Raw genomic sequence first — 24,534 nt, 5'->3', positions numbered from 1 at the left:
CTGGAAGTTACTATTGGAGCTACAATTTCTGACGTTGCCGTAAAATTTGATGAAGCAGTCTTTAAAAGAATAATAAATTAAAGGGTTGTAAGTGGTTTTTTAACCTCAACTCACTTCCCTCTCCCATCTCCAGGCTTCCTTACTTACTGAAAACAGAAATGTCTTATCCAGAACTCAGGTTAAATACCCGTCAAATTTTTTTTTAAATTTTAGCCACCCCAGAATAATAGAAGCCTTTTGTTATTAGTAATAGTGGATACTTTCAGCTAACCTATTCTTTTTTTACTTTTTCAAGTTTTATATTTCAACAATCAACTCCTTCTCATAGCCATTATATTTTTCATCAATATAACCATGAGGATTACAAATGACCTCAGTCTTTCCAATCTTGTATCTGGATGGGGTATGAATATGCCCATGAATCCAATACAGCGGCTCATACTCAAAGATGACCCCCTCCAGATTGGAAGCATAAGCTGAAGTCAATGGATCTTCTTTATAATGTTCCGGTACAGATTGAATACTGGGAGCATGGTGGGTAACAACTATATTTTTAAGCCCTTTCGAAATTTCAAGACTCTCCTGCAGCCATACTTTTGAAAGCTGATGAATCTTGAAAGTATCTATTGTTCTCATTTTTGAATAGGATGGATCACGGGTGATCTTTTTATAGTCATTCATCCTGGGCTGACAGATCATTCCGTATTTTACCGGATTTCCAAAAATTGAAAAATCAGTCCATAAAGTAGTTCCGTGAAAACGGACATCCTCAATATCTACATATGAATTTTCGAGTACAAAAACATTAGAATCTTCAGCTGCATTTTTAATTTTATGCAAAGTCTTCGGATAGGAACCTTTATAATATTCATGATTTCCCAGCACATAAATGACGGGCTTATGAGAGATTGTTTCTTTGATCCATTCAATGCCTTTGGTTCCCAAATTAACATCACCAGCCAAAACAACAACATCTGCATTATCAAAACGTAATTCAGTTCTTCCAAATTCCTGATGAAGATCGCTAATGATTTGTATTCTCATGCTGCAAAAGTAATAAAGAAGGACCAAACCACGAAAAGGTAAAAAAAAGAAACCGATGCCTAAACACCGATTCCTTACTCATATAGTTTGTGTAATTTTAAGGCCGCTTATTAGGAAACTGCTACTTCTGCCTGCTTCACTTTTAAGCTTTTCAATATAAAATAGAATAACATTCCAAGGGCTAAAAGAGCGTAGCTAATCAAAACGATTAGATTCAAGCTTCCGACTGCAAATTCTGAAGGAAAGACCTGACTCATTAAAGTCATGAATGACAATCCAATCCCAGCTCCCAGGAAGTAACTTGTAGAACTCAAACTTGATGCCAATCCGTAATTGGAAGGTTCTACATCCTGAATTCCCATCACAGAAAGTGCTGTAAAACAGAAAGTCATTCCTATTCCTGAGATACAGGCAGCTCCTAATAAAACTACCGTTAACGGATGGCCCGTAAACACTGAGATTAACAATAACACTCCTCCTGCCAACATAAAAGACCAGCCTAGTACCCCCATTTGAGAAGAACTCAATCGTTTTGAAATGTGAGGTAAGATAAATTTAGCCGTTAAAGCGGATAGTACACTGAACGGAACCAGCATTAACCCTGCCGAAGCTGCGCTATACCCCATATCTTTCTGAAGCATTAAAGAAATCAGGAATAAGAACCCGATGAAAAATGCTCCCAAAGCAAAGAACGCAGCATTGGAAACAACCAATGAACCATGTCTGAATAATTTTAAATCAAATAACGGTTCTGCAACAGTCTTCAATCTCAAGAACACCATCACTAAAAGCAATACAGCCACTACCAATGAACCTATTACAAGAAAAGGCTGCTCTTTAATATGAACCAATTCGTGTGTTCCATACGTTAGGCTTAAAAGCCCAACAACCATTAATATTCCGGAGATAACATCTGTTTTTTGTGCCTTTCCATTTTTCTCATCTGTTGGTAAGTAATAATAAGATAAGATTAATGTGATTAAAAGAATTGGAACATTAATAAGAAAAACCCAATGCCAGCTTAGGTATGTACTGATAATCCCCCCTACAGAGAGTCCACTTCCCGAACCAATAGCGGCAAAAGAACTAAAAATTCCAATTGCACGATTTCTTTCCTGTTCTTCTCTGAAAGTATTAGTTACAATAGATAAAGCTGCCGGCATTACAAACGCAGCTCCCAATCCTTGCAAAGCACGGAATATGGCCAGCATATTGAAACTTTCAGAAAGCCCTGCTCCTAATGAGGTTAACATAAAAATCAAAGCTCCCAATAGGAATATTTTCTTTCTTCCGATCTGATCGGAAAGCTTTCCGCCAATAATCAGAAAGCCACCAAAAAACAACACATATAACGTCTGTAACCATTGAACGGTTCCTGCTCCAATATGAAACTGCTCCTGAATAGAAGGAATGGTTAAATTAATAATGGCAATATCCAAAGCCTCTACAAAAGTTCCTACCGATGCTAAAATTAATATTAAATTCTTCCTTGTATCCATATATTCAAATTTCCTTCAAAATTAAAATTAACAGAACGTAATTGAAAATTTTACATTAAATTTGGAACAATAAAACTAAATAAACATAATAAAAAGAACAAATTAACTGAAACATCAAAATTAACCTATAAAAACAGAACAAATGCCAACAGAAAATTATACTCCAGACGAAAAAGATCTTTCCATCCTGAGACTTCTTCAGAAAGATGCAAAGATGAGCGTCCGTGATATTTCAGCAAGAATCAATCTGAGCCCCACTCCTACCCATGAACGTATTAAGCGTATGGAAAAACAGGGAATCATTAAAGAATATACCGCTGTAGTAGACCGCAAAAAGGTGAATAAAGGAATGATGGTCATCTGTATGATTGCTTTGAATGTCCATAATAAGAAAACTGCAGGAAAATTCATTGAAGAAGTGAGCAGATTAAAAGAAGTTGTTGAGTTTTACAACATTAGTGGTGATTTTGATTTTATGCTCAAGATTCTGGCTCCCAATATGGATGAGTTTCATGAGTTTTTCATCAATAAATTATCGGAAATTGAAGGAATTGGCCAGACCAAAAGTATTTTCGTGATGAGCAGTATTAAAGAAAGTGCTCAAATTGTATAAATAAAATTAAATACATATAAATCAATTAGTTAAACATTCACATTTCAATCCTACAATTTTCTTTAAACCAAGTAAGTATTGGATCTGTACTTATTTTTCATTAATTTAGTATCTCAAATGTGCTTTTGGAATAGGTAGATTTTATTAAACAAAAAAAAAGATGATGAGCGCTAAATTTATTAATTCAGACAATTATAATAAGCTGTCCGGTATTGCATTACCAATCAGTACTCCTCAAAATAAAGAAATCATGTACAGTTTTATCCTCCATTAAAACTGAAAACAACAAACTTCCCAAAAGTTGGCTGTGTCTTTTTTCAGACAACAATATCGAGACTATTTTCATCATTATGTAAATGATACAAAATTATAGAACTCATGAACTTCATCGGTGATATCTATTTAAAAAATCACAGAATATTTATATATCTATTTATTGCAATTTCCTTGAGTAGTTGTGATAAAAAAATCGATATCCGGGAAATCAATAATGCCTTACTTACAAAAAATGAAAAGCTAAGGCTGGAAGGAAAAGAGACAGAGCTCATCACTTTGAATAACGAAATCATCAGACAGTCAAAAGAAGGAGGATATTCAAGAGGAGAAGCCTTAGGATACATCAATCTTGCCAATACTTATGGTATGATGGGAAAGTATAAAACCAGCCATGAATATCTGAAATCGGCAGAAAAAATCGTCACACGGCTTAATGATAATTTTCTTTATGCTAAACTCTATCATGAATATGGCCAAGTCAATTATGTCACCGGACTCGTCAATACAGCATTAAGTTACAATGCAAAAGCCATTCATTACGGCAAAAAACTGGATGAAAAAGGTTGGTTATTGGGTAATATGTATGAGCAGAGAGCTGATTTCATCTCTTCTACCTATAAAGATTCTGCATTAATTTATCATCACAGAGGTTTCAGTCTCGATCCTTCTGCCCTCAATGCTTCTTTGATCGGGAATTATCATTTACAACAAACCAAAAACCTTGATTCTGCTACTTTCTACAATAACAGAGCCCTATCACTTCTTAAAGATACTGAATATGGAACGGTAAGACAGGGCATCATTTATTATTTTTATGCCGATCTTCTTTCTGAAAAAAAGGAGTTTGAAAAAGCACTGGATTTTTATAAAAAAGCAGCAGATATTTTAGTTAAAACAAAAAGGATCAACAAATTACCAGATCTTTACCGACAGATTGCTTTTGTTTACGAAAGTCTCAACAACAAAAAAATGGAAGCCAACTATACTTCCAAAGCCGAGGAATTGGATCAGAAACTTAAGGCATCAGGAAATGAAGCCATTGATCTTTCCCTGAGTGAAATCATTGAGCAAAAAAACAAGGATAATATTAACCTTATTTTTATTTCCATTGGAGTCCTTGTTCTGATTGTTGGAGCTATTTTACTTTTAATTATCAGAAACAGGAAATATAAGAAAGAAGACAAAAACTCTAGAAAATCAAGCACTGCAACTTTTCCTTCAAAAGAAAGAATCTCTAAGGAAGATTTCACAGAGTTACTAGATCTTGCCAAGAGTAATGATCTTAACTTCATTAAGAGATTTGAGGAGATTAATCCTAGTTTATTTCAGAATATTTTGAAAATCAATCCGCAGCTAACAAAATCTGAGCTGGCTTTATGCGCGATGATCTGGATCGGTTTTTCATCGAAAGATATTGCTGACTTTACTTTTATACAGCACAGATCTGTACAAACCAAAAAAGGCCGACTCAGAAAAAAACTCAATATCTCTTCAGAAACGGATCTGTACAGCTTTTTTACTTCCCTGTAGCTTTTTTGAAATTTTACCATCCATATCACAAACCTCCTGCTTAACGGCAGGATTTTTTGTTACGCTGTCTCGTCCTGAAAAAGGTTGATAATTCATTAAAACTTTCTTCTTTTTTAATAATACTCATTATATAATATTAACTCTGTAAGGATTCTTTTTATTAAAAAACAATTGATATTAAGGTAAAAAAGCGATCCTTCATTGAAGGGTTTTCAATTTTTATTTTGCAAAAACCAGTTTTTACACCTTCGGAAAATTAAACACAACACAATGAAAATCAATAAATTAAATAATAAGTAGTAGCTATAGTGTAGCTATGTCGTATGTTATTTTTTGGAGACTCTTATCATTATTGAATATGTTTGTTATGTTAAAAAGATAAACTCCTTAACAATATTAAAAACACCACCAAAATAACATATATATAAAATCTCCCCCTCTGCAGCTAATTTAAATATAATCTAACACAAGGTATTAAGAACACAAATGATGAAAACCAGAAGGGGGTGAGATTTATTTTATAAACTAAACAAATAATATTAACTAAAAACACAAATAAAAAAGAGGCCTATTTAACACAACATTCTACGGTGAAAAAATAATCTCAGCATTATAATAATACATCTTTTAATAGAAAACTGAGAATATTACAATTTATATTATTTGTTTAACTTGAGAGATTACATTTGAGAAGTTGTAATCTCTCTTTTTATAAAAATAGCTATAAAAAAAAACAGCAGTACACATTCATATACTACTGTTTCAATACATATTATAAATTTATATACACCGGTTTCCCGGAAATTATTTCATTCCAGGTTATTTCCAGTAATTCCAGACTGATCCATCAAATACTGCTAATGTTTTACTAGCCGTATCATAACACATCATTCCAGGATATGGATTCTTTACATTGATGTGAGGTGTTGCAATCTGAGGAAGAATCATTGCTTTATCCGGAGACTCCAATACCAATACTCCATCTGCAGTACTAGATGATGCACCGATAATGACCCCTTTGCCTTGCTCTGCAGAATTGTTCGTAATAACAGCGCTTGAGCTGCCGGCATCAGATAAAAGCTTCCATGCATCATTCTCATACACTTTTATTTTATTGTCAGTTACATCAAAAACAAATGTTCCGTTCACCAGAGAGCCGGTTGGAACACCAAAGGTTGCAGGAAGGATTAATCCTTTTGTATTTCCGGATACATTATTAAAATCCAGAACTGTACTGTTACCATCTACTGTTTGTTTACCAATTGCTACCTGCGCAATAGAAAAGTTAAAAATAACAAGGGCAATGGCTATGCCTATATTTTTTATGTTTTTCATCCTTTTATTAATTTTCAGATTAATCATTACAGCTTCTCTCTACACACTTCCACTCAATACCATTGTAAAGCTTCACACATTTATCCTGAAGATCATACAACAGCATCCCTTCTTTTGGGTCGGCAATAGCATCTCCTGGCTGGGGAGTCTGGCTTACGTGCTGAACTCTTGTAATCACAAAACCCTTATCTTTAGCTTCCATAGCAACAAAACCGTTTGGAACATTTTCAGGCCAAGTGTTATTTTTCTGCTGAATGGTAATTCCGAATTTGGTAAATCCGTCAGGAGTTCCTGTAGCCCCTGGCTTTGTACAGAATGAATCTACATTATCAATAATTGTTGGTGCATTGCCACAAGTTAATTTATCATCAGACAATCCATTTGGCCAAAGAGACGGACATGTTGCAGATGTTGCATTAGGACCACAGAAACTTGTATTTCCCATACCAAGCCCTAACACATTTCCCATAGCAATAGCTACAATTTGGCTATCATTACTGATTACACCACCTCCACCACTTACATCAGCTTTCGCAATACAATAAGCCTTACCGGTAGGAATCCCAATGTATTTGACAGATGGATACGTTGTAGACTGTTGGGTAAATGTTCCACAAATTTCTACAACACTGTTTGTTCCCATTTCTATGGTAGAAGTTGATCCCGGGAATGTACCAAAAAAAGTAGGATCTTCCTGAACCACCGAACCTACAAGAGACAAAAACGACTTGGTCCCTAATTTAATTTTTGAATCCTTTTGAGAATTAAATGCTCCTACCGTAACAGTACCTGTAGATATCACACTTGCACCGTCACCAATCTCCAGAACACCATTAACCTGAATACTAACAGATTGTAATTGACCAGACTGAATAATAAGTATTGCACCATTTGGAATGCTAATATTGTTTCCTATAGCAAGATTCCCATTAAGACAATAGGTTATACCACTTACCATCGGCTGCCCAGTGTAGGGTGTACATGTCTGGGCATGGGTAACACCATAAAAGACAATCATTAATAAAAAAATCATTTTTTTATTAAAATCGAAAAAAATTAAATTATTCATATATATTTAAGCTTAATTAACGAATTATTCATATTTTAATGATAAATATGAATTTTTTTCGCATCATCGAACCCCTACCCTACAATTAATATACCAAACTCCACTGCTCTTTTAAACAACAATATAATACTGTATCGAAATTCATTTTTGTTATTTTTTTTCGTATTAGATTCTACAATAAAAACAACTTATTGATAGGCAGTTATTTAAATAAATCAAAATTAAATACATTTAAAAATAGTGTTCATAAAAGGGAAAAATTCTAAAGAATATTGATGCTTTTAAATCCCTTTGCATATGCAAAAGATCGTTTCATTGGAAAAATGATTCTGAACGACCTCTCCTGATAAGAAGTATAGACAATACATATATACAATTTGTATTAAAAAGCGTAAATTTGCACCATGAATAACGATACTATTTGTGCGCTGGCTACAGCCAATGGAATAGGTGCTTTAGGCATTATCCGGGTTTCCGGAAATGATGTTTTACCCATAGTTCAGAAAAGTTTTCCGGCAAAAAAGCTGGAAAAACAAAAATCCCATACCATCCACTACGGTTATTTTATGGATGGCGAAGAAGCTATTGACGAAATCATGCTTTCCATTTTCCTTGCACCAAAAAGTTTCACTACAGAAAATTCTGTAGAAATTGCTTTTCACGGCTCACCACATATCGGAAAACGTATTCTTGAAACCCTTATTAAAAATGGAGCAAGAATGGCTAAAGCTGGAGAATTTACCCTTCGTGCTTTTATCAATGGAAGAATTGACCTTTCGCAGGCAGAAGCTATTGCTGATGTAATTGCGTCTGAAAATGAAGCTTCAAGAAAAGTAGCCATCAACCAATTAAAAGGTGGAATTACTAATGAAATATCGTTATTAAGAACTGATCTTTTGAATTTTGTTTCTCTTATTGAATTAGAATTGGATTTCGCGGAGGAAGATGTAGAATTTGCCGACAGGACTGCTTTAAATGGACTATTGGATAAGATCGATGTAAAATTAAAATCCCTTATTGAGAGTTTCCAATATGGAAATGCCATTAAAAATGGTACTGCTGTTGCGATCATCGGGAAACCTAATGCTGGGAAGTCTACTCTTCTTAATGCTCTATTGAAAGAAGAGAGAGCTATTGTAAGCAATATTGCCGGAACCACGAGAGACACTATTGAGGAAATCCTTCATATTAAGGGACATGCTTTCCGTTTGATTGATACTGCCGGTTTGCGTGAAACTGTAGATGAAATTGAGGCCATTGGGGTAAAAAAGGCTAAGGAAAAGGTAGAAAATGCCAATATTTTGGTCTATCTGGCTGATGCTGCTACTGAAAATTTCTCTGAGGACATTGAAATGATTCAGTCTTTGTTAAGAGAAGATTTGAAATTAATCATCTGTGCCACTAAAATTGACGAGGTTACTCCTACAAAATACGAAACGGCAGAAGATATTTTCAGAAAGGCTATTTCGCACGAATTTGACTTCATCAAAATTTCTGCTGTTGAAAACCAGAATATTCAGGATCTTAAGAATGAATTATCTTCTTACGTAGAGCAATTAAAATCGGAAGAAAATAACGTGGTTATCACCAATCAACGTCATTTCGAAGCTTTACAAAAATCTTTAGATGCGGTAAACAAGGTAAAAGAAGCTATTTCTTTCCAGATTTCTACAGAATTACTGGCTTATGAGCTGAGAAACGCTCTGGAACACCTTGGTGAGATCTCTGGTGAGGTAACGAATGATGAAGTGCTGGGGAATATTTTCTCGAAATTCTGTATCGGGAAATAAATTAGCTTTTCTTTGATTTCTTTTTCCTTCTTCTAGTTGACTATCAGATATTTATATAAGTTTTATTTTCTCTTATTAGACTATATTTGTACCACTTCTGTACTACTTCAGACATTGAAAATAGTGAAAAGTAGTACAAAACAGAATTTATGAAAATATCACTTAGTCAAAGAAAATTAAAAGACGGAAGGATTAGTCTGTCAATCGAGTTTTATCGTGGTTCTGAAATTACTGAAGACGGAAAAAGAAAACACCTGCGGAGTTTCGAGAATTTAGATACTTATTTAATTGTAGATCCAAAAACAGCCAAAGAAAAAAAGAAAATAAAGAAGCTTTGGAATTTGCAGAAAATGTTATTGCAATTCGAAAAGCTGAATATGCTCAAGGAAGATTTGAGTTGAAAAATACTGCGAAAGCTAAGCGAGTATTTTTAAATTTCTTCGCTGATCTTGCTGAGGAAAAACGAACGCTCGATTCGTCAAATAATTATGGTATTGATACTCTACTTACCAACATTTAAAAAAGGTAGTTCCAAAGAATTTAACTTTTGAGGAAATTGATGAATATTTCATTAAAAAAGTTCGGAAATACTTTGAAAAGAATGCAATTTGTAAGAGTGATTTACCTCTTTCTCAAAACTCAAAGTATTCTTACTTCAACAAGTTTAAAGCTGCCCTTCGGAATGCTTTCGATAATGGATATTTGACAGTAAATTATGCTTCAAAAATAAAATCATTTGAGCAGGCTGAAAGCCAAAGAGAATATCTGATTTTTAATGAACTACAACGACTAGCAAGAGCGGAATATAAATATCCGGTTTTGAAAAAAGCTTTTCTTTTTTCGTGTTTATCAGGATTACGTTGGTCGGATATTAATTCTTTAATTTGGAAAAAAGTCCGTGATGAAGGTGATATTTCTAGAGTCAATTTCCGACAAGAAAAAACAGAGGGTGTAGAATATCTTTATATTTCAAAACAAGACAGAGAATTATTGGGCGAAAGACAGGATCCCCAAGAAAGAGTTTTTAAAGGCTTAAAATATGGAATGACCTACAATACTGAAATTATCCGCTGGTGTAATCGTGCTGCGGTTCCTAAACATATTACTTTTCATTCAGCTCAACATACGAATGCTGTTTTACTCCTGGAAAATGGTGCAGATATTTACACCGTTTCCAAAATATTAGGACATAGAGAATTAAGAACTACACAGATTTATGCAAAAATTGTGGATAGCAAAATGAAAGAAGCTGCTGAGATTATCCCGGAACTAAATATCGAACTGTAAAAAATATATTTTTGTTAGAGTAATATTTTTGTTAGTAAAATTGTAGTGAATCTATTTTAATCCAGATTAATCTTATTTAGACTTTTGACATTCCGGATTAATCCACAGTATTCTTATTCCGCCTTTAAATGTTTGATTATATTGTTTTTATGGTTTACTATGATGACTTTTGCTTCAGTAAATTTGTTAAACGAAAGCAATGGAAAATAACGAAATCATTCTGCACAAACTCAACCGAATTGAAAAACATATTTTCGGTTTAAAGAAAATTCTGAACGTCGAAGAACTTGCGGATTATATGGGATTCAAGAAATCCTACATTTACAAATTAGTTCATTCGCACAATATTCCTTTTTCCAAACCCAACGGGAAAGTTCTCTTTTTTGAACGCAAAAAAATTGACGAATGGTTATTAAAAAACAACCATAAATCAAATGATGAAATTCATCAAGAAGCGATAGAATTTTCTTTACGCAAGTTATATAAAATCAGATTGATGCAATGCGTAAATTTGGAAGTTACTGCAATTAAAACCATCATCTCGAATAGAATTAATCAAGAATTTCTATCTTTGCAGTCTGTTTTACTAAAATAACATATTATCTGTGTCCTTCTCAAAAGGATAAACTCGGCAAAACGAGTAATTAACGCATAGAAATCATCCGATTTTTTAATGCACAGATAATCATATCCAGTTATTTCATCAAATTTTAAACAATAGCAATTGATTGTAAATCGATTGCTTTATCACGGTACAAAGTGCTCTGCATTTCAGATCGTGATGATAATTCAGTGATTAAAAATGAATAGTAAACAGTTAATAAGCAGAAACATCGAAGTGTTTTACAATAAAGCGTCAGAAGAAACCAGACTTGATAAAGGAATGGGAGTATTTGAATTTGAAAGAATTAAATCGCTCATAGAAAAATACATTCCTTCTTCATCTTCAACAATAATTGATATTGGTGGTGGAACGGGAAAATATTCTGAATGGCTTGCCAAAAAAGGACATCAGGTTCATTTGGTAGAACCAGTTGCCAAACATATTAAATTGGCTCAAAACAGGACTAATAAATTGAAAAATAAGTTTTCTGTTCACTTAGGCGAATCACGAAAATTGGAATTCCCTAATAATTTTGCAGACCTTATAATTTTACACGGACCTCTTTACCATCTTCAAAAAAAGGAAGACAGAGATTTAACCATTTGCGAAGCAAAAAGAGTCCTAAAAAATAACGGAATTATTTTGGGTTTTGCAATTAACTATACTGCATCAACTTTGGTAGGTCTTCTAAATGGTCTAATTCACAAAAGACCATTTTTTGAAATGTGCAAGGAGGAATTAACAACGGGAATTCATAATCCACCAGATGATTTTCCTTGGCTTTTAGCTGAGGCGTATTATCATAAACCTGAACAGCTGAAAGAAGAGTTTTTAAATCAAGAGTTAACCCATCTTAATACTTACGCAGTTGAAGGTATGGCCTGGTTGGACAAAGATTACTTTGCCAATATGCTGAATGACAAAAAACAGAAAGCATTATTAGAACTTATACAAGTCACAGAAAACGACAGTTATCTTTTACCATTTAGTCCACATATGATGATAGCTGTAAAAAAACAATTGAGTTATGGAAAATAAAGACAGGTATTACAACGCTTTAATCGAAAATGATGGTCAGCTAAATGAAATTGAACTTGGAGAAAAATTTGGTCTTGACGAAAATGAAACAAGAGAAATTATTGTTCAATTACTTTCCGAGCATAGAATTGAATATAAAGAAAATAGAGCTTGCAATTATAAACCCAGAAAAAAAATAAAAGCAGGTAACATTGTATAAGCGTAATTCGGGTTGATTCGCTAAAATTAAATATTTTGGCTTTCAATTAAGTTTGGTACGAGGGGAAAGTGAATCGCATCGAAATCCCGCACTACGCTTATACTTGACCGTTGTGTGCAATGGTACTATCGACACCAACTAGACATTAAGACTTTTAACGAAAATAATTGAAAATAGACTTTTTAGAATATCCTAAGACAATAAAAATATTGCTAGCAATCTATGTTTTAGGTTTTGCCATTGGGACAACTACTCATGTATTGGACTTGTTAAATTATGGCTTAATACTTAATAAAAAGTGCCTACGTAGAAAAACATATATTGGGTATCGTTAACTTTCTTAGATTTTTTAGCTATTATCTTAATTTTAAGAAGTATTGTTCCAGCTTTAATAATTTCTAATTTAATCATTGTTTCAGACGTACTAATAAATACAAACGGGTTGACGTTTGAAAGATTTGGCAATTCTGATGATTATAAAATAGTTTTACAAATAATCTTTGGACTTTATATATTGATTTCTATTCCCATAATCCTAAGACTGTGTGCTAAAGACAAAAAAACCAAAATATAAACCAATAACCGTTACAAACAACCGTATGACGACAGACCAAGAACATAACTGCATTGACGACAAGAAACTTTCCGCTGACATTGAAAAATTCGGCTGGACAGTAATGTTATTAGAAGCGAATGACTATTTGCTTTCATTTGCTTATACAGTTGGACTTTGGAAAAACTTTAAGCATCCAGAAATTATTTCATTCGGCTTAACGACAAAGATTTTGCATCTAATACTTAGTGACGCAGGAGAAATTGCAAAAACTGGTAGGACAATTGAAGTCGGTAAAAATTATGACGACTTTTTTGAAAACAGCAATACTCAATTTGTAACTGTTGATAGTAGAAATATTTCCAATTACTTTGGACAAGCAATAAACTTCTATGAGTCCAAAAACTTTCCTGCAATTCAACTTATATGGACTGACCGAAACAATAAATTTCCTTGGAACAAAGACTATGAAGAAGAATTTGAGTATAGACAACCGTTACTTGACAGAAATGCTGATTTTAAATTTAGAGAAGCAAAAAATATTGCCATTTTTACGACCAAACAATGGTTAGAATTTGACAAACCAATTCTTTGTGTTATTCACGACAATGATGGTGACTGGCAGTTTTTGACAGGAAACCAAATAATTGAAGATGCAAAGCTTGTTGCATTGGAACAAATGACACTCAAAGACAAAACACTCAATGAAGTTTTTGACCTTGATTATGGAGAACAAGCGGAACGAGAATATATTGGCGGATAGTGGACACGAACAAAAACGGAAGATGAAGACGATGAATAAAACGGCAGCTTGTAACACCAGTATGGCAATATGGCGGCTGAAGTGCTTCTATGAAACATTTGTACAAGGTTCAATATCAGTAATTCTATTGAACTTTTGTGCTAATAATCCCCGCCTTCGACAATACCCAAAACGTTATCAAAATATTACTCCTTAACAATCCGTGATTTTCCCTGTAATTGAATTTATAAATTTATTCAACAATTTTCTTCTCTACTATAATCAGTTATTTTCTTTTATTACCCTGTCTTTGAGATAAAAAAGAAGCCCACGCCGTTGTATATACTACTAAAGTATTTAGTGAGTGTTCGTGACCTCACCCTACGGGTTTACAAGCACCCTCGTTGTTTTTTTCAGCTATCCAATAATTAATTCGATACCTGCCTTTTCTGCTTTGTATTTTATTTTGGTCTGCAATTCATAATAACTCCAGTTGCGAAGCACAAATTCCTGTTCTTTTGCAATTCCTATCTTGTCTTCCTGATCTTTAAGAATAAGTGTTCCAGCCTGCTGCTGGATGCAGAAATCAATAAGCTTCCGGCTGTACAAATGAAGCCGATGACTTACATATCTGCTTTCAAAATTTTCTGTTTTATAAAGTGCCTTTTGTTTCCGTTTGGCTCCATTTCCCGAACGGACATAGGCTACTCCGGCTTGAATCATTTTCTGACTTGCCTGGATTGCAAGCCTGCGGTATAATTAGTTTGATTTCTCAAATCCGGTTCTTTAATTATATACAATATTTTCAAAACCATTTTGCAATATAAGCTGTTTCAGAGTAATTATAAATTTGTTTAACTTTTTTTCAACAATCAAGTCATAATCCGTATTCAACTGGTTAAACTCTTTTGAATTAATTAATTATTTAAAAACATTCTAATATAAAACAGTATTTCTTAAATTTTGCAGTGTAATTAGGTGGTTAAATTGACCATGTGTTTCACATATCTTATAATAATTCCGTATATTTGTAATACAATAATATTATTTATTGTTAATTAATTATAATAAATACTACTATTATGTTATTTGTTTCTCTGTCCAAAATTCAGAAAAAACTAGTTGATAATGTCCGTGAAAGGCGATTGCAAATGAATCTAACACAGGAAGGTTTGGCTGAAAGATCGGGTGTTCCTTTACCAACTCTAAGAAAATTTGAGCAAAAAGGCTTGATCTCTTTGGATTCATTTCTAAAATTGCTTTCAGTTGTTGGTGGATTAGAAGAAATGGTTGATGTTTTAAAACCGAAGGAGCAGAGTTTTAAATCTATTGATGATGTACTGAAATCAGAGGAAAAGCCCATTAAAAAACGAGGAAACAAAAAATGAAAATAGCAATAAAAGAAATAAAAGTAGGATTGAATTTTGGTTCTGGAATTCAACCCATTGGACGTCTGGCAATTCGTGATGGTATCATCTATTTTCAATACGACGAAGAATTTCTGCAAACCAATTTAGAAATTTCACCTGTAAAACTTCCTTTGCAACGAGACGTAATAGAGCTTCCAAGAGATCCTTTTGAAGGTTTGGCTGGTGTTTTCAATGATAGTTTGCCCGACGGTTGGGGAAGATTACTCTTCGATCGTATGCTTCGCTCGGAAGGAATTTCCCCATCGGATATTTCCCCACTTGATCGTCTAGGATATGTTGGATTGCACGGTATGGGTGCCTTGGTTTATGAGCCGGATCAAAGTCCAAATAGTAGTAATGAGATGATTGATTTGGACGTGTTGGCTACTCAAACAGAAGACGTTTTGCAAGGTGATTCAGAAGAAGTGATCGCAGAACTTTTGGCTTTGAACGGATCATCTGCTGGAGCACGGCCAAAAGCATTGATTGGCGTTGATGCAAAGAGAGAAAATATATCCCACGGAGCGAATTTGTTAAGCGATAATTTTGAACCTTGGATGGTAAAATTTCCAAACTCGTTAGATGGAAAAGATGCTGGATCAATAGAATACATTTACGCTTTAATGGCTGTTGATGCAGGAATTAAAATGCCTGAAGTTCATTTGTTTCCTTCACAGAAAGGGAATGGCTATTTTGCCGTAAAGCGTTTTGATAGAGAAGGAAATAAGCGTCTCCATATGCATACGGTGAGTGGACTCGTTCACAGTAATTTTAGGTTTCCGTCTCTTGATTATGAAGATTTATTATCATTGACGGGTGTTTTAACCAAAGACATTCGAGAAGTAGAAAAAATGTTTCGGTTAGCAGTTTTCAATGTTATGGCGCACAATAGAGACGACCATGCTAAGAATTTTTCGTTTTTGATGAATGAATTTGGAGAATGGAAATTATCACCCGCTTACGACCTTACTTTCTCATCTGGACCAGGTGGAGAACAAAGCACTATGGTAATGGGAGAAGGACGAAATATTACCGTCAAACATCTTACTAAATTAGGAAAGGAAGCTAAACTATCAAAAGAATTCATGGAGAATGTTATTGAGCAAACAAGTTCCGCACTTAGTAAATGGTCAAATCTATCAAAAGATGTTGGAGTTAGTAAATCTAACAGAGAATTAATAAGTAGACTAATTAAAAAATTTTAATATAAAATTTGAGCTACACTTGTTGGAATTCTAACTTTATTTTTGTCCTAAAAATAGATAGAAATTGAGGTGTACGGGCGAAATGTATCAATTATCACAGGTTTTCAGTCGGGAATTGTTAATTATTTAATTTATAGAGACTTATAATATTAAAGGTGTACAAAAGTAGTACAAATGCCTTTTTTGTTTTAACTTCAAAATCGATAAAACCCTTTATTCATCGGTTTTTTCGATGACGAGATTCGTGCGGAAAAGTAGAAAAAAAAGATGTTGCAGCATCTTAATCCTGTACCACTTTTGTACACCTCAATATGCGTAAACCACTATAAATAAAGACTTCTTTAGATATTATATCGGGAAATAGAAATTATAAACAACTGATATATAGGTAATTAGTTGCTTATTGACATTTTCATAACATACTGATTTAATGGGATTTAAATGTGTTTAAAAAAAAGCTTACAGAAACAAATACATTTCAGTGGACCTAGGAAATTTTATTCATAATATCAAAGTAGATGATACCCATAGGCCCTATCTTTTTAAAGATGAATTACAAAAAATGGCAGGTGCTGAATGCAGCTCTCCAGTGATCAAAAAAGCAGATTTGTTTTCTGCATTAACAGGACTTCGCTATTGTGATATTGAACAGGAAAGGCAGAATATTATCCATACCCTATGACACGCTCGAATTATTAGGGCTTCGTGGAGAAGATAATGTAAAAATATTTGAAGACCTAAAATACAATCTTGTAATCAAATATCTTCCCGGATAGCTTAAAAATGCTGGAATAAAAAAACATTTTACATTCCATGGTTTTCGTCATACATTCGCCACTTTACAGCTGACTTCAGGTACAGATATCTATACTGTATCAAAATTATTAGGACATAAGAACGTTAAAACCACAGAGGTTTACGTGAGGATTGTAGATGCATTAACAAAAGAAGCTTCAGAAAAAATTAAGTTAGATTTGAATGGGAAAAATGCATTAAGTTGAAACCTAAAGCACAAGCTTCTTTTTTCAAACAATTTTCTTGGGCATAATCTCTGTACGTTACTATTGCAAAATTAGAATTCATGTCCGGCTGAATACCCCAACATAGGCAGTATTAAGAACTAAACAGTTCTAAAGTCTTAATATAATGTTGATTGCTAAACCAAGTTACAACGAAACAACTGTTCAATATATAAGTGTGTTATTATCATCCCTATCAATAAATCAACTGAACTTGATGCTATTATATTGTTCTCTGCAATAAAAAACCGCCTCGTTAAAGAGACGGCTAATTTTTTTTAAAATTAATTACAGTATTATATATAACTACTTAATTAACATAACTTTAGATTTGTCGATGTTTTTCTTTGACTTCGTAAATATATTAACAAGAACTACATCTTGCTTACCATCTGACTGAATATTTTCTGCCTTAATTTGTAATATAAAATCTTTGTCAACACACGTTTTATCGAATTCACTATCAATAGGCTTTCCATCAATAAAAATAATAAAATTCTTTAGATTTAAGTTAGTTTCTTTAAGCAAATCAATTAATGAAATAAGTTTGGGAGTATAGTCTGTTTTCGTTTTTACAATTATCTTTTCCTCATTGGAAGACACCGATTTTCTAGTCACAGATTCAATTCTATCCGGATCTAAACCAAAAATTGTATTACTTGGTAGTAATTTTCCATTCAACTCTAAAGTTTCAAGTAACGGTTTCTTGTTAGTGTTATTAATTACCTTTGGAATAGAATCCTTTTGAAAGTCAATATGGTCAATATTAATCTGTGCAGTACAGAAATTAAATGACACTAGCAATGTAAATAAAAGTTTAATTTTCATATTCTGTTATTTATAATTTAACCGATAACTGCACCTGAAGCAGACATTCCACATCCGATCCACCAATCATTAGCGTCATTTCTATACTGATTTACAGTAGCATTATTTTGGAAACCTGAAATTGCAGATTGATTGACCATTGTAGAGGCATTATAGGCAATTGTTTCTACTCCTCCAGGAGCCAAAGAATTTGCAATAGTTACCATATTAGTTCCGGCATTAAAACCAATAATAACAACAGCGTGTCCTGTATTTGTCGCAGGATCTAATATTGTCGCCAATATCGGATGGCCATTATCAAGGTGGCTGATAATGCTGGCAGCATCCCCTCCAAGATCAGTATTTGTGAAAAATTCATCCACAAGCCCATTTAATTCTCCCATTGATAGCCCTCCGTTTGGATTCATTAAAAATTCCATAGCGGCTTCACCAGGATTATTTAATCCTACAAATTGTGCAAAATCATCCTTGTGAATGCCCATAGCATCGCCTCCTAAAAATTTTGAAATAACATCCAGCGCCTTCATTGTACATTCACCAGTTGATCCTAACTGCGTGCATATCTGAGGTACTGGTTGAGGCAAATTATGTTGTTCAGGATCACTTGTGTTATCATCATTTCCTGGATCACCCCCTCCATCTGGTGGGAACGGATTATCATCATCACCCCCATGAGGTGGATTATCGTCATCCCAGGTTGGAGGATTGCTTCCATCATCATATCCTCCATCATCACTGCCACCGTCATCACCGCCCGGTGTAGGAATAATAACTTCAGGGATATCATGGACATCACTTTGACCGCCTGTAAGCCCTCCCTTGAAAGAATACAGTTCATTTTCGTTCAGCATTTCTAATGTGCCGTTCAGTTCGACAACTTGCAAATTTCTCATTTGATTATATTTAATGATTTATAATAATTCATAAAAATTACAATGTTTTTAAGGCCAGTAATTCAATACTTTTATTTATGCTTTCTTATAAAAGGTCAGCATGATTTTTTCTAATACTCTTTCGTAGAGTTTTTTATTATTTGTCAAAATTTCCCCTTCACCACTAACTCCATCGGATAATAGCACACTTCCTCCTGATGGCAAAATCGCAAGATCAACCATATATCTTTTTTCCTCCCCATTAGCAGTTTTTATAGTATTTCCGACAAAAGAAATTTTCATAACTTTTGCCTTTATAATGCCATACTCTTCATGTGGAAAATTATTTAGTCTAATAAGAACATCCTGATTTTCTTTGATTTTACCTGATCCAAAATCGGATATCATCATTTGACCATTTACTTTATTTGAAATTGGAACAATTGCAAAAATTGGATCTTGATGATTTATATATTGATTATTTTTCAAAAAACTCAAATATTGTACTTTCCCCTCAGTAGGAGCCGTAATCAAATATGCTCTTTTCCATGCTCTTATTTTATTAATGAGATCATTGTAAGAATTGTACAAGTCGGAAATGAGTTTTTCTCTTTTTTCTACTTTTAAAATTTGGGTTTCCGTACTCTTGCTTTTAGTACTTAAAATCTCCTGATCAAGTTTATAGATTTCTTGTTTTGTTGTATTATTGTATTGAAGGGTATTCAAATAATTCTGTTCTGTACTTTCGAACTGTTCCTGACTGATTACCTGCGCATTTCTGAGCAATGAATCTCTTTTAACTTTATTATAGCTTAACCTGTCATTTTTATTAATAATGCTTACCTTTCCCCGCTGTAAATGCAGCTGTTTTTCCTGCTTTTTTGCAAGATCATCCAAAAGTTTTTGCTGTCTGTCATATAACCCGTTGTTAGTAAAAAGAACATATTGTTGTAAGGCATTTAAAAAGGTAAAATAACTGTTGTTAATTTCACCATAATGGACAATTTTAGGCAGTGCATCATAGTAAATTGCCAGATTTTTATCGCTGTTGAAATTTAAAGCTGTTTTCTCCAGTTCCAACATCTCCTCGAAAGATGCTTCATTGTCAATATATGCGACAATGTCACCCCTGTTAACTACATCATGGTCGTTTTTCAAAATAATAATAGGGCCTTGATGATTGGCAACGACTGACAACGAAGGATTGTCAGCAACAATCGTAACAGACCCTTTGTAAGAATCAGGATATTTGATTGTAAAAAGCCCAATAATAAGCATTAATAAAATTATACTTATCAGAATCGAAATCTGTATACTTATACTGCTAGGTATTCTTGAAACAAGAAATGTAATTTCCTCTGAATTAGTTTGCTGTAATCTCTGCGCGTGATCCGTCTGCTCCATTTAAAACATTTATTTGACTTTCAAAGAGTTGATAATATTGTCCTTTCTGCTGCATGAGGAAATTATGATTACCTCTTTCTATTATTTTACCATCTTTCATCACAATGATTTGATCTGCGTTCATGATGGTACTTAAACGATGTGCAACTATCACTACGGTTTTATTAAGAAACACTTTCGAAAGCGAGGTAACAATATTCTTTTCATTAATTGAATCGAGCGCATTTGTTGCTTCGTCAAGAAATATGTACTTAGGGTTTCTGTAAAGAGCTCTCGCTATAAGAATTCTTTGTTTTTGTCCTCCGCTTATTCCTCTCCCGTTTTCTCCAATTTTCGTCTTGTATCCCAGTGGCATATTCTCAATTTCCTGGGTCATATTTGCTATTGCCACTACTCTTTTTAGTAATTTATAATCAATATTATTAGCATTAAGTACGATATTGTTAATCACAGTATCATTAAAGATCTTTCCATTTTGAAAGACGCTTCCGCATTCATCCCTCCAATTAGCAATGCTAATATGTTTGTAGTTCATTTCTCCTACGGTAATATCGCCAGAAGAGGGTTCATACAGACGAAGAAGCAACTTTAGTATAGTTGATTTACCACTCCCGCTATCACCTACAAAAGCGGTAGTCTTACCTTCTGGAATAACGAAATTTAAGTTTTGTAGTACATAAGGCTGACGGGCTGAATACTGAAAATAAACATTTGAAAATTTTAATGTTCCTGATGACGGCAGAGTAACATTATTATTGCTTGTATAATTATCTTCTTCAGACAGCGACCTGATTTCACGGATCCTACTGAAGCTTAACTTTGCCATTTGAAAGCTCAAAAAAAATTGGACAAGCTGCTGAATCGGGCCATTCAACATTCCAAGAATCATTTGAATGGACAACAGTTCTCCAAGTGTCATTTTAGCATTGATAACTAAAAGTGCACAGTAAAATGTAATTGAAACATTCTTAAGATTATCAATTACTTGAGCGCCTACGTTTTGTCTGTTCGTAATGGATTGCATCTGTAAATTCTGCTTAAAGAGCTTTGCCTGTATTTCGTCCCACTGTAACTTCCGTGAGGTTTCGTAATTATTTATTTTAATCTCTTGGATATTGTTGATCGTCTCTATCCAAAAGCCCTGATCTTTTCCCATTAATGCGAAATAGTTCATATCAACCTGTTTTCTGGCTTTAAAAAACAGGAATATGTAGGTCAAATAAATCAACGTTCCTACGATAAAGATCAGGAATACATTAACACTGTAAACCAAGAGAACAAAAATGAATGCAGAAAACGAAAAAAGCGAAAAGACAATATTGAGCGAGTTGCCCATGATAAAACTTCTGATCCTTTCATGGTCATGTGCGCGCTGCAGGATATCCCCCGGATGCTTATTCTCAAAAAAGCTGAATGGAAGTTTCAGCAGTTTAGATAAATAATCTGAGATAATATTTACACTTACCCTATTTGACACCTGCAGTATAATCCAGTCCCGAATGATCGTCGAAAAAAAAGAGCAGATGATAAGGGCTAAATTTGCAACAAGAATCATCTCAATAAACTGTAAATCTCTTTTATTGACTCCGATATCAATAACAGATCTGGAAATAAATGGAAGGAAAACATTTAATCCTGTGATGACAGCCATTACCAAAAAGAGCAGCAGTAGAATTTTTCTATAGTTTGTAAAATATTTTAAGAAATCAAAAAGCATATTCTTCTGCTCGACGGTTTCTTCAATATGTACAGTTTTAAAATTGTTTGCCGGTTCAATTAACAATACAATTCCCTTATCATTGTACTTAGACCATTTTTTAAGGAATTCACCCAGCTGATAAACAACTTTACCTCTTGCCGGGTCTGAAATGTAAATTTTATCTCCTTTAATTCGATAGATAACAACAAAATGGCTTTCTCCCCAATGAAGAATCGCTGGTAAATGAACTTGTGATTTTAATTCCGGGAAAGTACACCGTACTGCATGAGACTTGATTCCGATCTTATCGGATGCGTATACAAGGTCCGCAAGAGAGACTCCTTCTTTTGTTACACTGCATAAATCCCTCAAAAATTGCAAAGAATAATATCTTCCGTAATGTTTGGCAATTATCTTCAGACATGTGGGGCCGCAATCCATTTTATCATATTGCCTTTCGTGCGGAAAGCTTTTGACCATTAGTTTTTTTTGCAAAATAATAACCTCTTAGAATATAAAAAAAACCATAAATCAACAATTAACGAAATGTTCACAGTCCATTCATATCGGTGCAATTTTTATATTCTAGTTTTGACATCAACAAAATGGAACGATTGGTGAGAACGAAGAAATACATTATAATTGTGGCAGCTGGTAAGGGTAACAGAATGGGAGCAGAAAATGCAAAACAGTTCCTTTTACTTGATGGTAAACCAATACTAATCCATACCATCGATAAATTCTTAAACCACCCAAACCATTTTTTTGAAATCATTCTGGTTCTTAATAAATCACATCTGGAGATTTGGGATCATCTATGCCAGCAATACCATTATCTAAAGCCAATTAAAATTGTAATCGGGGGCAATGAAAGATTTCATTCTGTAAAAAATGCAATTGATACGATTACCGATAATCAATGCTATATCGGAATTCACGATGGCGTTAGACCATTTGTAAGTGAAACGGTAATACATAGAGCTTTCTCAGAAGTAATAAAGCATGGTGCTATTGTTCCGGTAGTAGCAATGATTCCTACCATAAGAATAACAGATGGCGAAGATAATCGGAGCATGAATCGCAGTGATTTTAAAGTTGTTCAGACCCCTCAGGTTTTCAAGTCAGAAATTATAAAAGCTGCTTATCAGACTCCCTACCAGTCATCTTTTTTTGATGATGCAACAGTTGCTGAATATTGTGGATATACCATAAAACTAGTCGAAGGCAACGAGGAAAATATAAAAATAACACTTCCAATAGATTACATTACTGCAAAAGCATTACAAAAAACAAAACTAATACATGATATTTCATATTAAAGAAGAAACCATAACCTTTACGACTGATGATATAACAGTTGAAATCAACTCCAATATATCATTAGCAGAAAACGATCAGAATTTCCATAAAGATAAATATGGGTTTGAAATGTCTCCGACAGATATTCAGAATTACTCAGCTCACATTTTTATCTGGGAATATATTTCAAAAAATGGAATAACAGAACCTTGCATCATTATAGAAAACGATGTAAAACTAAATAGCACATACAAAGAACTGTGTAAAGACATCTATTCGCTCCCCAATAGATGGGATTTAATAATTCCATATAATAAATTGCAACAGGATATCAGCTTACGGAATGAAATATTTCCTAGCAGACTCGGATATTATTGGGGGAGTTATATCTATGTTCTCAATGGTGAAAAAATTGCAAAGCTTAACAGTTTAAAAAATATAAAGCAGCCCATTGATGAAGAAATACTGGAATCTTCTTTTAATAATTCTTTGAAAACGCTTATAATTGATACCGAATGGTTTGAATATGACGAAGAGAATTGTCCTGTATACAAGAAAAGAGGATCCTTTTTTATGCAAAAAATAAAAGAAATCAATTTATGGGAAACAAAGCATAAAGAACAGGCAGTCGATATACTCAAATATCTTGCTATTAAAGCAAGAGAACTTAATTTAAGTCTTTTTGCCCATGCAGGAACCCTTCTGGGTATTATAAGGCACGATGATATTATGCCATGGGATGATGATATTGATCTATGCATGGATGAGAATGAAATTCAGCTTCTTTTGCGTGCAGTGGAAAATGATAATATCATCAAATGTACAAAACGTATTTGGCATAAAACGGGATCCGAATATTACAAATTTTTCTATCAAAATGGTGAATACAAGGAAGGTTATGATTATACATTCCCATTTGTAGACATCTGGCTGCTTTTCCACAAAGGGAATGATTCATATATAACTTCAGACGGTTATCAGACACTTATTACCGATTACTTTCCGGGAAGGGCTTATAATCTTTATGAGGCACCAATCCTTATTCCTGCAGCTCACGAATCTATTTTGCAAAAGATGTATAAAAACTGGGACAAATACATTAAAGTTTTCTCCTGGTCACACCGCAAAAAAGAAAACTGTATTGATAGTATAATTGCTCCTATCCAGACCGACGGCAGAGGTCGGCTTATTAACCATTGATAATAACCTTTAAATTTTAA

Annotated in this window: 23 protein-coding genes and 2 pseudogenes; 16 read left to right on the top strand and 9 right to left on the bottom strand. The window is 33.7% G+C overall.

Annotation, left to right across the window (positions count from 1 at the left end; genetic code table 11):
• Positions 1 to 297: 297 nt before the first annotated feature.
• Both J2772_RS08840 and J2772_RS08835 read right to left on the bottom strand, forming a co-directional pair.
• Positions 298 to 1,044: a metallophosphoesterase gene (locus tag J2772_RS08840; protein WP_209915753.1), complete on the bottom strand. Its 747-nt coding sequence runs from the start codon at positions 1,042 to 1,044 to the stop codon at positions 298 to 300.
• Between the two features lie 110 nt (positions 1,045 to 1,154).
• Positions 1,155 to 2,543 carry an MFS transporter gene (locus tag J2772_RS08835; protein WP_209915751.1) on the bottom strand — a complete coding sequence of 463 codons (1,389 nt, stop codon included), beginning with the start codon at positions 2,541 to 2,543 and terminating at the stop codon, positions 1,155 to 1,157.
• A gap of 142 nt (positions 2,544 to 2,685) precedes the next feature.
• On the opposite strand from J2772_RS08835, the gene J2772_RS08830 reads away from it, so the two are divergent.
• A complete protein-coding gene (locus J2772_RS08830) occupies positions 2,686 to 3,156 on the top strand; it encodes an Lrp/AsnC family transcriptional regulator (protein ID WP_045499211.1) in 471 nt (156 codons plus the stop codon).
• Positions 3,157 to 3,534: 378 nt separating this feature from the next.
• Entirely contained in the window at positions 3,535 to 4,962 is a 1,428-nt protein-coding gene (locus J2772_RS08825) for a LuxR C-terminal-related transcriptional regulator (RefSeq protein ID WP_209915749.1), read from the top strand.
• Positions 4,963 to 5,781: 819 nt separating this feature from the next.
• Here the strand turns inward: J2772_RS08825 and J2772_RS08820 are convergent.
• Both J2772_RS08820 and J2772_RS08815 read right to left on the bottom strand, forming a co-directional pair.
• Positions 5,782 to 6,297 carry a hypothetical protein gene (locus J2772_RS08820; protein ID WP_245365186.1) on the bottom strand — a complete coding sequence of 172 codons (516 nt, stop codon included), beginning with the start codon at positions 6,295 to 6,297 and terminating at the stop codon, positions 5,782 to 5,784.
• A 19-nt stretch (positions 6,298 to 6,316) separates the two neighbouring features.
• Complete coding sequence (locus J2772_RS08815; protein WP_209915745.1) at positions 6,317 to 7,330, bottom strand: hypothetical protein; 1,014 nt, start codon at positions 7,328 to 7,330, stop codon at positions 6,317 to 6,319.
• A gap of 440 nt (positions 7,331 to 7,770) precedes the next feature.
• On the opposite strand from J2772_RS08815, the gene mnmE reads away from it, so the two are divergent.
• The 8 genes and pseudogenes from mnmE to J2772_RS08785 all read left to right on the top strand — a co-directional run bounded on the left by mnmE (position 7,771) and on the right by J2772_RS08785 (position 13,600).
• The gene (mnmE, locus tag J2772_RS08810) at positions 7,771 to 9,156 is read left to right on the top strand and encodes a tRNA uridine-5-carboxymethylaminomethyl(34) synthesis GTPase MnmE (protein WP_209915743.1); all 1,386 of its coding nucleotides are present in this window, start codon (positions 7,771 to 7,773) and stop codon (positions 9,154 to 9,156) included.
• 149 nt (positions 9,157 to 9,305) lie between these two features.
• The gene (locus tag J2772_RS24185) at positions 9,306 to 9,557 is read left to right on the top strand and encodes a hypothetical protein (RefSeq protein WP_245365185.1); all 252 of its coding nucleotides are present in this window, start codon (positions 9,306 to 9,308) and stop codon (positions 9,555 to 9,557) included.
• A 154-nt stretch (positions 9,558 to 9,711) separates the two neighbouring features.
• Positions 9,712 to 9,822 (top strand): annotated as a pseudogene (locus J2772_RS24180) (site-specific integrase); the annotation flags it as partial.
• A 153-nt stretch (positions 9,823 to 9,975) separates the two neighbouring features.
• Positions 9,976 to 10,443 (top strand): site-specific integrase, encoded by a 468-nt coding sequence (locus tag J2772_RS24175; protein WP_245365184.1) that lies wholly within the window; start codon positions 9,976 to 9,978, stop codon positions 10,441 to 10,443.
• Between the two features lie 199 nt (positions 10,444 to 10,642).
• A complete protein-coding gene (locus J2772_RS08800; protein ID WP_209915741.1) occupies positions 10,643 to 11,038 on the top strand; it encodes an excisionase family DNA-binding protein in 396 nt (131 codons plus the stop codon).
• A 207-nt stretch (positions 11,039 to 11,245) separates the two neighbouring features.
• Positions 11,246 to 12,085, top strand: a complete 840-nt coding sequence (locus tag J2772_RS08795) for a class I SAM-dependent methyltransferase (RefSeq protein WP_209915739.1) — start codon at positions 11,246 to 11,248, stop codon at positions 12,083 to 12,085.
• Positions 12,075 to 12,284, top strand: coding sequence for a hypothetical protein (locus J2772_RS08790; RefSeq protein ID WP_209915737.1), 210 nt, complete (start codon positions 12,075 to 12,077; stop codon positions 12,282 to 12,284). The genes J2772_RS08795 and J2772_RS08790 overlap by 11 nt, the downstream gene beginning before the upstream one ends.
• A 599-nt stretch (positions 12,285 to 12,883) precedes the next feature.
• Positions 12,884 to 13,600 (top strand): DUF4262 domain-containing protein, encoded by a 717-nt coding sequence (locus tag J2772_RS08785; RefSeq protein ID WP_209915736.1) that lies wholly within the window; start codon positions 12,884 to 12,886, stop codon positions 13,598 to 13,600.
• Positions 13,601 to 13,996: 396 nt separating this feature from the next.
• On the opposite strand, the pseudogene J2772_RS08780 reads toward J2772_RS08785, so the two are convergent.
• Positions 13,997 to 14,338: pseudogene (locus J2772_RS08780) on the bottom strand (hypothetical protein); the annotation flags it as partial.
• Between the two features lie 323 nt (positions 14,339 to 14,661).
• On the opposite strand from J2772_RS08780, the gene J2772_RS08775 reads away from it, so the two are divergent.
• From J2772_RS08775 to J2772_RS24410, 4 genes are all read left to right on the top strand, one after another.
• The gene (locus tag J2772_RS08775) at positions 14,662 to 14,967 is read left to right on the top strand and encodes a helix-turn-helix domain-containing protein (protein ID WP_209915734.1); all 306 of its coding nucleotides are present in this window, start codon (positions 14,662 to 14,664) and stop codon (positions 14,965 to 14,967) included.
• Positions 14,964 to 16,193, top strand: coding sequence for a type II toxin-antitoxin system HipA family toxin (locus tag J2772_RS08770; protein WP_209915732.1), 1,230 nt, complete (start codon positions 14,964 to 14,966; stop codon positions 16,191 to 16,193). Before J2772_RS08775 ends, J2772_RS08770 begins: the two co-directional genes overlap by 4 nt.
• 481 nt (positions 16,194 to 16,674) lie before the next feature.
• A complete protein-coding gene (locus J2772_RS08765; protein ID WP_209915730.1) occupies positions 16,675 to 16,875 on the top strand; it encodes a hypothetical protein in 201 nt (66 codons plus the stop codon).
• 109 nt (positions 16,876 to 16,984) lie between these two features.
• The gene (locus J2772_RS24410) at positions 16,985 to 17,194 is read left to right on the top strand and encodes a tyrosine-type recombinase/integrase (RefSeq protein WP_209915927.1); all 210 of its coding nucleotides are present in this window, start codon (positions 16,985 to 16,987) and stop codon (positions 17,192 to 17,194) included.
• A gap of 324 nt (positions 17,195 to 17,518) precedes the next feature.
• Here J2772_RS24410 and J2772_RS08755 read toward each other — a convergent pair whose 3' ends face one another.
• From J2772_RS08755 to J2772_RS08740, 4 genes are all read right to left on the bottom strand, one after another.
• Positions 17,519 to 18,040 (bottom strand): hypothetical protein, encoded by a 522-nt coding sequence (locus J2772_RS08755; protein WP_209915728.1) that lies wholly within the window; start codon positions 18,038 to 18,040, stop codon positions 17,519 to 17,521.
• 17 nt (positions 18,041 to 18,057) lie between these two features.
• Positions 18,058 to 18,933 carry a C39 family peptidase gene (locus J2772_RS08750; RefSeq protein ID WP_209915726.1) on the bottom strand — a complete coding sequence of 292 codons (876 nt, stop codon included), beginning with the start codon at positions 18,931 to 18,933 and terminating at the stop codon, positions 18,058 to 18,060.
• Between the two features lie 75 nt (positions 18,934 to 19,008).
• Positions 19,009 to 20,316, bottom strand: a complete 1,308-nt coding sequence (locus J2772_RS08745; protein ID WP_209915724.1) for an HlyD family efflux transporter periplasmic adaptor subunit — start codon at positions 20,314 to 20,316, stop codon at positions 19,009 to 19,011.
• Positions 20,276 to 22,495: a peptidase domain-containing ABC transporter gene (locus J2772_RS08740; protein WP_209915722.1), complete on the bottom strand. Its 2,220-nt coding sequence runs from the start codon at positions 22,493 to 22,495 to the stop codon at positions 20,276 to 20,278. Before J2772_RS08740 ends, J2772_RS08745 begins: the two co-directional genes overlap by 41 nt.
• Positions 22,496 to 22,620: 125 nt before the next feature.
• Between J2772_RS08740 and J2772_RS08735 the strand changes: the two genes are divergently transcribed.
• Together J2772_RS08735 and J2772_RS08730 are read left to right on the top strand one after the other, a co-directional pair.
• Positions 22,621 to 23,334 carry a 2-C-methyl-D-erythritol 4-phosphate cytidylyltransferase gene (locus J2772_RS08735; protein ID WP_209915720.1) on the top strand — a complete coding sequence of 238 codons (714 nt, stop codon included), beginning with the start codon at positions 22,621 to 22,623 and terminating at the stop codon, positions 23,332 to 23,334.
• A complete protein-coding gene (locus J2772_RS08730) occupies positions 23,318 to 24,514 on the top strand; it encodes a LicD family protein (protein ID WP_209915718.1) in 1,197 nt (398 codons plus the stop codon). Before J2772_RS08735 ends, J2772_RS08730 begins: the two co-directional genes overlap by 17 nt.
• Positions 24,515 to 24,534 lie beyond the last annotated feature (20 nt).

Origin of the sequence: Chryseobacterium jejuense (genome assembly GCF_017877355.1) — a bacterium.
GTDB classification, from domain to species: domain Bacteria; phylum Bacteroidota; class Bacteroidia; order Flavobacteriales; family Weeksellaceae; genus Chryseobacterium; species Chryseobacterium jejuense_A.
The sequence above is the reverse complement of the archived record's forward strand: the minus strand, read 5'-3'. Positions and strand labels throughout refer to the sequence as shown.

What these genes read in the sequence shown, in the direction of transcription:
- J2772_RS08830 (WP_045499211.1), top strand. Translation starts at nt 2,686, where the DNA reads ATGCCAACAGAAAATTATACTCCAGACGAAAAAGATCTTTCCATCCTG.
- J2772_RS08800 (WP_209915741.1), top strand. Translation starts at nt 10,643, where the DNA reads ATGGAAAATAACGAAATCATTCTGCACAAACTCAACCGAATTGAAAAA.
- J2772_RS08755 (WP_209915728.1), bottom strand. Translation starts at nt 18,040, where the DNA reads ATGAAAATTAAACTTTTATTTACATTGCTAGTGTCATTTAATTTCTGT.
- J2772_RS08790 (WP_209915737.1), top strand. Translation starts at nt 12,075, where the DNA reads ATGGAAAATAAAGACAGGTATTACAACGCTTTAATCGAAAATGATGGT.
- J2772_RS24185 (WP_245365185.1), top strand. Translation starts at nt 9,306, where the DNA reads ATGAAAATATCACTTAGTCAAAGAAAATTAAAAGACGGAAGGATTAGT.
- mnmE (WP_209915743.1), top strand. Translation starts at nt 7,771, where the DNA reads ATGAATAACGATACTATTTGTGCGCTGGCTACAGCCAATGGAATAGGT.
- J2772_RS08825 (WP_209915749.1), top strand. Translation starts at nt 3,535, where the DNA reads ATGAACTTCATCGGTGATATCTATTTAAAAAATCACAGAATATTTATA.
- J2772_RS08815 (WP_209915745.1), bottom strand. Translation starts at nt 7,330, where the DNA reads ATGATTTTTTTATTAATGATTGTCTTTTATGGTGTTACCCATGCCCAG.
- J2772_RS08730 (WP_209915718.1), top strand. Translation starts at nt 23,318, where the DNA reads ATGATATTTCATATTAAAGAAGAAACCATAACCTTTACGACTGATGAT.
- J2772_RS08735 (WP_209915720.1), top strand. Translation starts at nt 22,621, where the DNA reads ATGGAACGATTGGTGAGAACGAAGAAATACATTATAATTGTGGCAGCT.
- J2772_RS08795 (WP_209915739.1), top strand. Translation starts at nt 11,246, where the DNA reads ATGAATAGTAAACAGTTAATAAGCAGAAACATCGAAGTGTTTTACAAT.
- J2772_RS08840 (WP_209915753.1), bottom strand. Translation starts at nt 1,044, where the DNA reads ATGAGAATACAAATCATTAGCGATCTTCATCAGGAATTTGGAAGAACT.
- J2772_RS08745 (WP_209915724.1), bottom strand. Translation starts at nt 20,316, where the DNA reads ATGGAGCAGACGGATCACGCGCAGAGATTACAGCAAACTAATTCAGAG.
- J2772_RS08740 (WP_209915722.1), bottom strand. Translation starts at nt 22,495, where the DNA reads ATGGTCAAAAGCTTTCCGCACGAAAGGCAATATGATAAAATGGATTGC.
- J2772_RS08770 (WP_209915732.1), top strand. Translation starts at nt 14,964, where the DNA reads ATGAAAATAGCAATAAAAGAAATAAAAGTAGGATTGAATTTTGGTTCT.
- J2772_RS08785 (WP_209915736.1), top strand. Translation starts at nt 12,884, where the DNA reads ATGACGACAGACCAAGAACATAACTGCATTGACGACAAGAAACTTTCC.
- J2772_RS08775 (WP_209915734.1), top strand. Translation starts at nt 14,662, where the DNA reads ATGTTATTTGTTTCTCTGTCCAAAATTCAGAAAAAACTAGTTGATAAT.
- J2772_RS08820 (WP_245365186.1), bottom strand. Translation starts at nt 6,297, where the DNA reads ATGAAAAACATAAAAAATATAGGCATAGCCATTGCCCTTGTTATTTTT.
- J2772_RS08835 (WP_209915751.1), bottom strand. Translation starts at nt 2,543, where the DNA reads ATGGATACAAGGAAGAATTTAATATTAATTTTAGCATCGGTAGGAACT.
- J2772_RS08750 (WP_209915726.1), bottom strand. Translation starts at nt 18,933, where the DNA reads ATGAGAAATTTGCAAGTTGTCGAACTGAACGGCACATTAGAAATGCTG.